Source organism: Variovorax sp. GW460-12-1-14-LB1, from assembly GCF_059423605.1.
In genome coordinates, this window is record NZ_JBWKYF010000001.1 from 261,314 (window position 1) to 271,986 (window position 10,673).

Here is a 10,673-nt window from a genome sequence, read left to right on the forward strand (position 1 = left end):
GGCGCTCCTTCAGTTCAGAAGCTCACGCGCACCGACACATCGGCCGTGCGCGGCGCGCCGAGGTAGGCGAAGCCGGCACCGACGTTCGCGGCGTACACGCGGTCGGTCGCGTTGCGCACGCGCCCCACCAGCGTGACGTTGCGGTTCACCTGCCAGCTCAGCCCGAGGTCGAGCAGCGTGTAACCCGGCCAGTGCATCGTGTTGGCCGCATCGGCATACACCTTGCCCACATGCCGCACGCCCGCCGTGGCCTGCAGGCGCGGCGTGATGGCGTACGACACCCAGAGGTTCGCGACCACCGCCGGCGTGTTGGTCGGCGTGCGGCCCGCGAGCGACACGCCGCCCTGGCGGAACTGCTCGTAGCGCGCATCGACGTACGTGAGGTTGCCCTGCAGCGACCACTGCGGCGTGGGCTGCAGCCCGAGCGCCAGCTCCACGCCCTTGGACGACTGCTCGCCGACCAGCACCGTGAGCGCGCTGTTGGCCGGGTCCTGCGTCGCGATGTTGGTGCGGCGGATGCTGTAGGCCGCGAGCGTGGCCGTGCCCTTGCCCTGCCAGAAGTCGAGCTTGGTGCCGACCTCGACCTGCCGGCCCGTGGTGAGCTCGCTGTTGTTGCGCACGTCGGCGAACGACGCGGTCGAGAGCACGCCCGAGGGCGGATCGGCCGCCGTGGCGTACTGCGCGTACAGGTTGGCGCCGGGCGCGAAGTCCCACACCAGGCCGATGCGGCCGGTGGTGGGCCGGTAGCCGCGATGGAAGGTGGCCGGGTTCGCCGCGTCCACGGTGCGGCGGTTGACCAGGTCGAGGTCGATGCGCTCGTGACGCAGCGCCGTCACGAGGTGCAACGACGGCTGCAGCGCGGTGCGGTTCTCCAGATACAGCGCAGTGGTCCGCACCTTGTTGTCGCGGTCGGGACGAAAGCCCGGCGTCATGCCCGGCACGTCGAAGAAGCGCTCGGTGGCAAAGACGTACGGGTTCACCGTGCTCACGGTGCCGGGCAGGCTGTTGGGAAAGCGCGTCTGCCGGTTCACGCTGAAGTCCAGCCCGAAGGACCAGTCGCTCTTGAGCCCGCCGAGCTGCCCCTTGTAGAGACCCTCGACGCGGTTGCCCCACACGTCCTGGTCGTGCCGCTGCAGCAAGGTGCCCGAGCGGATGACGGCCGTGTTGCGCACGTTGTAGCGGTAGTTCTCGACGTTGCGGTAGTCACGCAGCGCGTCGTAGGCGTAGAAGGTGTTCTTGAACTGCAGCGCGTCGCTGGCCTGCCACTCGGTGACCGAGCGCAGCCACTGCACGCGCTGCGCGTAGAGGCCGTCGGCGCTGTTGTAGTTCTTGAAGCGCGTGCCGCGGTCGATGCGCATCTCGCCGCCCGCCGGGTTCAGCACCGGCGTGCCCCAGTAGGGCCGCATGACGTCTTCGTCCTGGTATTCGTAGGCCAGCGTGTGCTTCAGGCCGCCGCCGAAGTCCGACAGCAGCGAGGCCGCGAGCTGCGTCGACTTGCTCTTGGTGCCGTCGGTCCAGCCGTGGGCGTCGCGGTGGTTCACGTCGATGCGCGCGTAGTGGCTGCCCGCGCCGCCGTCGCCGGCGATGCGGCGGTTCAATCCGAACGAAGCCTCTTTCAGGTTCTGCGTGCCCAGGCGCAGCTGTGCTTCGGCGAAGTCGCTGCGCTCGGGCGCCTTGGTGATGTAGTTGATCGAGCCGCCCAGCGCACCCGAACCGAACAGGAAGCTCGACGGACCGCCGATGGCCTCGACGCGGTCGTAGATCCAGCTGTCGACCGGGCGCGCCGCGATCGAATACTGCAGGTTGATGCCGTTGAACAGCTGTGCGATCGAGCCACTGCCAAAGCCCCGGTAGCTCACGCCGACGTTGCCGGGCGCGTCGTGCGCGGTCACGCCGGGCACGGCGCGCAGCGCCTCCTGCGTGTTCTGCGCGCCGCGCGCATCGAGCACCGCGCGGTTCACCACCGTGACGGAAGCGGGCGTCTCGCGCGGCGTGAGGCCCAGGCGGCTCGCGGTGTCGGCGGGCGAGTCGAGGTCGAGCCGGCCGTTGGGTCGCGGGGCGTCGTCGGCCACCTCGATCGGGGGCAGCGAAGACACGGCGGTCTGGGCATGAGCAGGCGCATGGACGGCGCCGAACAAGGCAAGCAGCCCCAAAGCGGGGGCACGGGAAAGGGTGGGCATGGCATCTCTCTTGCGACGGCGCTGGCGAAAACAATGAAGCGCAGCGCCGGCCGCACAACGACCGGGAACGCACCGCGCGGCCCGTTCAGGCGGCGTCAGGTGCAGGAACGACGAAGCTCAGGAGAGATGCGTGGGCGGCCCGCGCGCCGGCAGCGGCGAGGCCGTGGCTGCCGCAAGGCGGGCAGCGGGAATCGATTGCAGCGCGCGGCCCAGCGGCAGCGGCGTGGGCAGCGTCACCTGCACGGCGGCGGGCGGCGGACCGGAGACCATGCACAGCGGGCAGTCCATCGCCGCCATGCCGACTTCGGTGGCGCCGTCGTCGCTCTGCACGATGAGCTTGACGGTGCCCGCGGCGGAACACACGAGTTCCATCGCCTGCGGGTTCACGAGCGGCGATGCGCCCGCGACCAGCAGCGACGCCATGAACCACGCCAGCACCAGTCGGTGCATTGCGCAGAAGGTTCGAAGGGCGTGCATGGGCGCGGATTATGGCGCGAGGCGAATGCCCCGCATCTTTCTCAGGCGGTCTGCTCGATGGCCTCGCGCATGCAGCGCGTGATGCCGCGCACCGCCACCGAATCGGGCCGGCCCGCGAAACGCAGCGCGCGCACCGGCACCGGAATGTGCGGCTCCAGCGTCAGCACGTCGACCTTGGCACGGTCGGCCGAGCGCGCCGTGCAGCCGTCGACCAGCGCCACGCCCAGTCCGTGGTGCGCCATGGCCAGCGCCGCGTGGTAGGTCTGCACCGTGACCACGGCCTGCTGGAAACCCACGCCCGCCTGCCGGCAGGCCTGGCTCAGGCTGGTGCCGACCGGGTCGCGGCCGTCCAGGCCGATCACCGGGCGGTCGATGAGGTCGTGCAGGGCCACCGAGCCGTTGCGCACCAGCGCGCGCGGCAGCATGCCCTTGGGCGCGACGCACACCATGCGGCTGTCGGCCAGGGTCTCCTGCGTGAGCGAGGGATGCACCGCGGGGCTGAAGGCAAAGCCCACATCGGCCTCCTGCAGCAGCAGCGCCGACATGATCTGCGGCGAGTGCAGCGACTCGACTGTGATCGCATAGCCCGGATGCATCTCGCGAAAGGCCTTGAGCGCGCGCGGCAGGATTTCGTAGCTCAGCGCGAGCACGCTGAGGATGCGCAGCTCGCCCGTGTCGTTGCCCGCGCGCAGGTTCGCCGCCAGCCGCTGCACCTCGTCGAGCTGCGCGAACAGCCGCTCGATGTGCGGGTACAGCGTGAGCGCCTCGGTGGTCGGCGTGAGCCGCCCCTTGGCGCGCTGGAACAGCGGGAAGCCCAGCTGCAGCTCGGCATGCTGCAGCGTGCGGCTCACGGCCGGCTGCGTGATGTTGATGAGCCGCGCGGCCGCGCTCACGCTGCCCGCGAGCATGATCGCGTTGAAGACCTCGATGTGGCGCAGCCGCATGGCCGACAGCGGTCAGTGGCGGTCAGCGGACGGTGGTCTTGCCGGTGGCGATGTCCATCACCATTCGCACGCCCAGGTACAGGCGCGGCTCGATGGAGTCGATCAGCACGTACTCCGCGTCGGCCGTGTGCGCGCCGAAGCCTTGCAGGCCGAAGCGTTCGATGACCGGCGCCTTGGTCTTGAGCGAGGCGAACGCCGCGTCGGTGCCGCCACCGGCCGCCTTGTCGTCGGCGCCCAGCGGGCGGCCCAGCTCGTCCTTGTAGATGGCCTGCGCGTGCTTGGCCAGCGCGCGCGACGCGTCGGTGGCCTCGAGCGGCGGACGGCGGCGTTCGAACTTCAGCTCGACCTTGGCGTCAGGCACCAGCTGCTTCTTCACGCGCTCGTTCACCTGCTGCTCGATGCGGTCGTAGTCGGCCACCTTGAGCACGCGCACGTCGGCGCCCGCCGTGGCGCTGGCCGGGATCACGTTGCGGTTGGTGCCCGACTTGGAGATGGTCCAGTTCATCTTCAGGCCCGTGGACGGGTCGGACAGGTCGCGCATCTGCAGGATCTGATGCGACAGCTCGTACAGCGCGTTCACGCCCAGTTCGGGCGCGGAGCCCGCGTGCGAGGCCTTGCCCGCCACGTTCAGCGTGACCGAGGCAATGCCCGCGGTGGCCAGCGAGAGCTTGTCGTCCTTGATCGACGCACCCTCGAGCGACAGCACCGCATCGTGCTCGCCGCCGAGCTTGGTGAGCAGCGCGCGCGAACCCGGCGAGCTGATTTCCTCGTCGCCGTTGATCAGCACGGTGAGCGTGCCGTAGTCCTTGAATTTCAGCGCCTGCAACATCGACACCAGGTGCGTGATGACGGCCACGCCCTGCTTGTCGTCGGCGATGCCCAGGCCGTAGGCCTTGTCGCCGTCGACGCGGAACGGCTGCTTGTTGAGCATGCCCACGGTGTAGACCGTGTCCATGTGCGCGATGAGCATGATCTTCTTCGTGCCCGTGCCCTTGAAGGTGGCGCGCACCACGCGGCCGATTTTTTCGGGCGTGTCTTCCATGCGGTAGGCGTCGGCGCTCGGGTCGATGAGCTCCACTTCGCCGCCCAGCGCCTTGAACTTGGCGGCGATGAGGTCGGAGATTTTCTCGAGGCCTTCGATGTCGCGGCTGCCCGACTCGATGGAGACCAGCTCCTTCAGCGTCTCGAGCAGGGCGGGCTTTTCCTTGGCGGCCAGCGCGGCGATGCGGGCATCGGGGGCAGCGGAAGCGGTGCCGAGGAAGGCCGCGCAGACGGCGGCGAGCAGGAAGGTGCGGGGCTGGAGTTTCATGGGCGTGTTTCTTCTTTCTGTCGTTTGTCTCTTGGGGATCGTGCGAACGTGGATCAGTGAGGATCAGTGGGCCTTGTCCCAGTTGGGACCGACGCCGATCTCGGCGAGCAGCGGCACCTTGAGCGCCGCCACGCCGGCCATCAGGCGCGGGATTTCGGTGCGCACCCATTCGACCTCGGCCTCGGGCACTTCGAACACCAGTTCGTCGTGCACCTGCATGATCATTCGGGTGGCGCGCTTTTCTTCGTCAAGCACGTTCTGTACCTTGACCATGCTGAGCTTGATGAGGTCGGCCGCCGTGCCCTGCATCGGCGCGTTGATGGCCTGGCGCTCGGCCGCCTTCTTGCGGGGGCCGTTGCCGCCGTTGATCTCGCTCAGGTAGAGGCGCCGGCCGAACACGGTCTCGACATAGCCCTTGTCGCGCGCGAACTCCACGATCTGGTCCATGTAGGTCTTCACGCCCGGGTAGCGCGCAAAGTAGCGATCGATGTACGAGGCCGCGGCCTTGGTCTCGATGCCCAGGTTCTTCGCCAGGCCGAAGCTGCTCATGCCGTAGATGAGCCCGAAGTTGATGACCTTGGCATAGCGGCGCTGCTCGCTGGACACCTGGTCGGGCGTGGTGCCGAACACCTCGGCGGCCGTGGCGCGGTGCACGTCGACGCCGTCCGTGAAGGCGCGCAGCAGCGACTCGTCGCCGCTGATGTGGGCCATGATGCGCAGCTCGATCTGCGAGTAGTCGGCGCTGGCGATCACGCTGCCCGCCGGCGCCACGAAGGCCTCGCGCACGCGCCGGCCTTCGGGCGTGCGGATCGGGATGTTCTGCAGGTTGGGGTCGTTGCTGCTCAGGCGGCCCGTGACGGCCACCGCCTGCGCATAGTGCGTGTGCACGCGGCCGGTGCGCGGGTTGGCCAGCTGGCCGAGCTTGTCGGTGTAGGTGCCCTTGAGCTTCGAGAGGCCGCGGTGCTCGAGGATCTTGGCGGGCAGCGGATAGTCTTCGGCCAGCTTCTCGAGCACTTCTTCGTCGGTGCTGGGCGCGCCGCTCGGCGTCTTCTTGACCACGGGCAGGCCCAGCTTGGTGAAGAAGATCTCGCCGATCTGCTTGGGCGAACCGAGGTTGAAGGGCTGGCCCGCGATGTCGTAGGCCTCCTGCTCCAGCGCCATGATGCGCGTGCCCAGGTCGTGGCTCTGCGCGGCCAGCGTGGGCGCATCGATCAACACGCCGTTGCGCTCGATGCGGTACAGCGCCTCGCTCGAATCCATTTCGAGCTGGTAGATGTAGGCCAGCTTTTCTTCCTTCTGCAGCAGGGGCCACAGCGTGCGGTGCACGTCGAGCGTCTGGTCGCTGTCTTCGCACGAGTACTCGGCGGCCTTGGCGATGTCGACCTGGCTGAACGGGATCTGGTGCGCGCCCTTGCCGCACAGGTCCTCGTAGGAGATGCCGCTGCGCCCCAGGTGGCGTTCGGCCAGGGACGACAGGCCGTGCGGCTTGTTCACTTCGAGCACGTAGCTTTGCAGCATGGTGTCGTGCGCGTAGCCCTGCACCTCGATGCCGTGGTTGGCGAACACGTGGCGGTCGTACTTGATGTGCTGGCCGAGCTTTTTCTTGTCGGCGTTTTCGAGCCAGGGCTTGAGTTTGGCGAGCACCTCGTCGATGGGCAGCTGCGCGGGTGCGTCGGGGTAGTTGTGCGTGAGCGGAATGTAGGCCGCTTCGCCTGGCGTGACGCTGAAGCTGATGCCCACGATCTGCGCCACCATTTCGTCCAGCGAGGTGGTCTCGGTGTCGATGGCCGTGAGTTCGGCGACCTCGAGTTTGGCGATCCAGGCGTCGAACTGCGCCCACTCCATGATGGTGTCGTACTTGAGGTTGCTCGCGGGCGCGGCGGCCTCTTGGGCGTCCAGCTCGGAAGGCTCGTCGAACAGGCCGCCCTGGTCGCGGTCGACCTTGGCGGCCTTCTTCTTGGCGTTCTCTTCGATCAGCTCGGGCGGCACTTCCTGTGCTTCGAGCGACTTGACCAGGCTCTTGAAACCGAACTTCTCGTAGAAGGGCTTCAGCTCGGCCGTCTGCGGCGCGCCGACGGGCAGGCCTTCGAGCGAGGGCAGGCCTTCGATATGGCCGTTCAGGTCGCAGTCGGTACGGATGGTGACGAGGCGTTTGCTCAGCGGCAGCTTGTCGAGCGCCTGGCGCAGGTTCTCGCCGGCGGCGCCCTTCACTTCGGCGGCGCGTTCGACCAGCGCATCGAGCGAGCCGTATTCGAGCAGCCACTTGGCGGCCGTCTTGGGGCCGACCTTGGGCACGCCCGGCACGTTGTCGACCGTGTCGCCGATGAGCGTCTGGTAGTCGACCATGAGGCTGGGCGGCACGCCGAACTCGGCCGTCACGCCGGCGATGTCGCGCTTCTTGCCGTTCATCGTGTCGATGATGGTGATGTGCTCGTCGACCAGCTGGCTCAGGTCCTTGTCGCCGCTGGACACGATCACCTCGACGCCCTGCGCGGCCGCCACCTTGGCGAGCGTGCCGATCACGTCGTCGGCCTCGACCTCGGGCACGGTGATCACCGGCCAGCCCAGCAGCCTGACCACTTCGTGGATGGGGTCGATCTGGCTGCGCAGGTCGTCGGGCATCGGCGAGCGGTTGGCCTTGTACTCGGGGTACCAGTCGTCGCGGAAGGTCTTGCCGGGGGCGTCGAAGATGCAGGCCGCGTAGTCGGCGCGCACCTCGCGGCGCAGCGCGGTCATCATGTTGATCATGCCCCGGATCGCCCCGGTGGCCGGGCTCTTGGGGTCGCCGGGCACGGCGCGCAGATCGGGCATCGCGTGGAAGGCCCGGTACAGGTAGCTCGAGCCATCGACGAGCAGCAGCGTTTTCTTGTCGGTCATCGGGGCATTTTGCCGTGCCCGGACCGGCGTCCGGAACGACACCAGGGTCGGCTGGCGGCCGACACGCCGCCAGCGGGTGCACGCCTACAATCCGTGCATGCCTAGCTCCCCACTCCTGGTCGCCCGCCGCATCCTGCTGGCGCTGGCTTTCGCCACCCCCGTTGCCGCCCTCGCGCAGGCGCCGGCCGCGCCCGCCGCCAAGCCGGCCCCGGCGGAACCGCTACAAAATCAGGAGCAGGCCGACGGCCGACGCAACCAGAAGGTCGAGCACATCCACACGGAAGACAGCGGCGCCTCGGTCGACGAGGTGCGCTACGGCGGCCGCACGCAGAGCATCAACGTCAAGCCCAAGTCGAACATGCCCGGTTACGAAGTGCTGCCCAACGACGGCGGCAGCGCCCGCCCCGGCACGACCGGCGACGCGAACAGCGGCGGCAACGGCCCGCGTGTCTGGAACGTGCTGAAGTTCTGACCGTGACGTCGCCGTTCTCCTTCCCGCCCTCCCTCTTTTCTCCCGCAGCCGCCGTCCGGCGCTGAGCATCGCCATGGCAGTTTTTACCGAAGTTCAGTTCGGCGAGGCAGACGCGCTCGTCCAGCGCCTTGGCATGGGCGCCCTGCGCGAGCTGCGCGGCATCGAGGGCGGCATCGAGAACACCAACTACTTCGCCACCACCGAGTCGGGCGAATTCGTGCTGACGCTGTTCGAGCGCCTGAGCGCCGAGCAGCTGCCGTACTACCTTTGCCTGATGAAGCACCTGGCCGGTGCCGGCCTGCCGGTGCCCGCGCCCGTGGCCGATCCGGCCGTGGCGCCGCCGACCGGCCATGCGCTGTCGATTCCCGCGCAGGCGCCCTGCGAGCTGCTGCACCGCGTGGCCGGCAAGCCCGCGGCGCTGGTGCAGAAGCTGTCGGGCCGCAGCGAGCTGGCCCCCACGGCCGCCCACTGCGCCGAACTGGGCGCCATGCTGGCCCGCATGCACCTGGCCGGGCGCGACTACCCGCGCATCCAGCCCAATCTGCGCGGCCTGCCCTGGTGGAACGAAACCGCCCCGGTGGTGCTGCCCCACATGGACGAGGCGCAGTCCGCGCTGCTGCGCGCCGAGCTGGCCTACCAGAACCACGTCGCCGAATCGTCGGCCTACGCGGCGCTGCCGCGCGGCCCGGTGCATGCCGACATGTTCCGCGACAACGTGATGTTCGCGACCGGCGGCGAGCCCGATGCGCCGCCGCGCCTCACGGGCGTGTTCGACTTCTACTTCGCCGGCACCGACACCTGGCTGTTCGACCTGGCCGTGTGCCTGAACGACTGGGCCATCGACCTGGCCAGCGGCCGGCACGACGCCGCCCGCGCCGACGCCCTGCTCGCCGCGTATGAGAGCGTGCGCAGGTTGAACACCTCCGAGCGCGCCCTGCTGCCCGCGATGCTGCGCGCCGCCGCGCTGCGCTTCTGGATCTCGCGCCTGTGGGACTTCCACCTGCCGCGCGAGGCCAGCATGCTCAAGCCCCACGACCCGACGCACTTCGAGCGCGTGCTGCGCGAGCGCGCCACCCACCCGCACGCCATCGCCCACGTCCTCGAGCCGGCGCTGGCAGCCTAAAGAAGGTGTGACCGAACCCGCCATGCCCGCTCATCCCGCCCAGACACACCCACTCTGCGTTGCAAATGCTCGCCATAGCCCAAGCTATGGCTGCGCTTTGCGCCTTGATTGGGCGCGTCTGGGCGGCCTGCTCGGCCACGCCGGATTCATTCACACCTTCTGACCCCCCACATGAAACTCCACCTCGTGCCGGCGCGCACCGGCTTCGACTGGGTCCGCCTCGGACTCAAGACCTTCTGGCGCCAGCCGCTGGCCTTCATCTCGCTGTTCTTCCTGCTGATGGCGATGATCTCGACGGTGTCGATGCTGCCGCTGCTCGGCAGCGTGCTCGCCCCGATCCTGCTGCCCTTCATGACGCTCGGCCTGATGGTCGCGACCTCGGTGGCCGCAACCGACAACGCCGATGGCCTGGGCAACGCGGGCGATCTGGGCCGCCCCACGGGCTCGGCCATGTTCATCGCGGTGTTCGACGCCATGCGCACCGAATGGCGCTCGCTGGTGGTGCTGGGCGTGATCTCGGCCGTGTACTTCGTGCTGGCCGTCACGCTGACGGCGCTGGTCGACGGCGGCCAGCTCATGCGCGCCTACCTGTTCGACGAGGTGGTGACGCCCGAGGTCATGAAGAGCAGCGAGTTCCTCACGGCGCGCACGCTGTTGATGTGCCTGAACCTGCCGCTGTCGCTGGCCATGTGGCATGCGCCGGCGCTGGTGCACTGGCACCGCGTGGAGCCGGTGAAGAGCGTCTTCTTCAGCATCGTCGCGCTGTTCCGCAACTTCGGCGCCTACGCGCTGTTCGGCCTGGCGTGGTTCGGCGTGTTCATGCTCGCGGGCATCGCCATCGGCCTGCTCGCCACCGTGCTGATCGGCGTCGGCGCCATGGGCTCCGACGGCGCGGCCCTGGCGATCGGCAACATCCTGATGATCGGCACCGCGCTGGTGCTGGCGGCCATGTCGCTGGCCTCGACCTGGTTCACGTTCCGCGACAGCTTCGACGCGAACTGAGCGGGCATCGCCCGCTGCCCTTTCGGGCAAGCGGGACCGCCGGCCTCAGACCGGCGTGAGCTTCGCCACCGACAGCGCCAGCCACTTCACGCCGTGGCGCGCGAACTTCACCTGCGCCCGCGCATCGTCGCCGGTGCCTTCGAGCGCGGTCACCGTGCCCTCGCCGAACTTGTTGTGGAACACCTGCATGCCTGAGCGCAGGCCGTGCGACGGCGCGGTCTTCTGCGGTGGCACGGGTGGGCTGGCGAAGGTGTCCTTGCTCGCGCTGCCACCGCCCCCGCCGTAGCGG

8 protein-coding genes and 1 pseudogene are annotated in these 10,673 nt (G+C 68.8%); 3 read left to right on the forward strand and 6 right to left on the reverse strand.

Annotation, left to right across the window (positions count from 1 at the left end):
* Window positions 1–14: 14 nt before the first annotated feature.
* The 5 genes from AC07Y4_RS01270 to polA form a co-directional block, all read right to left on the reverse strand.
* Window positions 15–2,180, reverse strand: coding sequence for a TonB-dependent receptor (locus AC07Y4_RS01270; RefSeq protein ID WP_487850139.1), 2,166 nt, complete (start codon window positions 2,178–2,180; stop codon window positions 15–17).
* A gap of 117 nt (window positions 2,181–2,297) precedes the next feature.
* Window positions 2,298–2,657 (reverse strand): hypothetical protein, encoded by a 360-nt coding sequence (locus AC07Y4_RS01275; protein WP_487850138.1) that lies wholly within the window; start codon window positions 2,655–2,657, stop codon window positions 2,298–2,300.
* Window positions 2,658–2,698: 41 nt separating this feature from the next.
* Window positions 2,699–3,601, reverse strand: a complete 903-nt coding sequence (locus AC07Y4_RS01280; RefSeq protein WP_062468929.1) for a LysR family transcriptional regulator — start codon at window positions 3,599–3,601, stop codon at window positions 2,699–2,701.
* Between the two features lie 22 nt (window positions 3,602–3,623).
* Window positions 3,624–4,910 carry a M20/M25/M40 family metallo-hydrolase gene (locus AC07Y4_RS01285; RefSeq protein WP_495274102.1) on the reverse strand — a complete coding sequence of 429 codons (1,287 nt, stop codon included), beginning with the start codon at window positions 4,908–4,910 and terminating at the stop codon, window positions 3,624–3,626.
* A 63-nt stretch (window positions 4,911–4,973) separates the two neighbouring features.
* Window positions 4,974–7,787: a DNA polymerase I gene (gene polA / locus AC07Y4_RS01290; protein ID WP_487850137.1), complete on the reverse strand. Its 2,814-nt coding sequence runs from the start codon at window positions 7,785–7,787 to the stop codon at window positions 4,974–4,976.
* A gap of 97 nt (window positions 7,788–7,884) precedes the next feature.
* On the opposite strand from polA, the gene AC07Y4_RS01295 reads away from it, so the two are divergent.
* The 3 genes from AC07Y4_RS01295 to AC07Y4_RS01305 all read left to right on the forward strand — a co-directional run bounded on the left by AC07Y4_RS01295 (window position 7,885) and on the right by AC07Y4_RS01305 (window position 10,384).
* Complete coding sequence (locus AC07Y4_RS01295) at window positions 7,885–8,259, forward strand: hypothetical protein (protein WP_062468938.1); 375 nt, start codon at window positions 7,885–7,887, stop codon at window positions 8,257–8,259.
* Between the two features lie 73 nt (window positions 8,260–8,332).
* The gene (locus AC07Y4_RS01300) at window positions 8,333–9,382 is read left to right on the forward strand and encodes a homoserine kinase (protein ID WP_487850136.1); all 1,050 of its coding nucleotides are present in this window, start codon (window positions 8,333–8,335) and stop codon (window positions 9,380–9,382) included.
* A 171-nt stretch (window positions 9,383–9,553) separates the two neighbouring features.
* Window positions 9,554–10,384 (forward strand): BPSS1780 family membrane protein, encoded by an 831-nt coding sequence (locus AC07Y4_RS01305; RefSeq protein ID WP_095744262.1) that lies wholly within the window; start codon window positions 9,554–9,556, stop codon window positions 10,382–10,384.
* Window positions 10,385–10,429: 45 nt separating this feature from the next.
* Here AC07Y4_RS01305 and AC07Y4_RS01310 read toward each other — a convergent pair.
* Window positions 10,430–10,673: pseudogene (locus AC07Y4_RS01310) on the reverse strand (DNA helicase II); the annotation flags it as partial.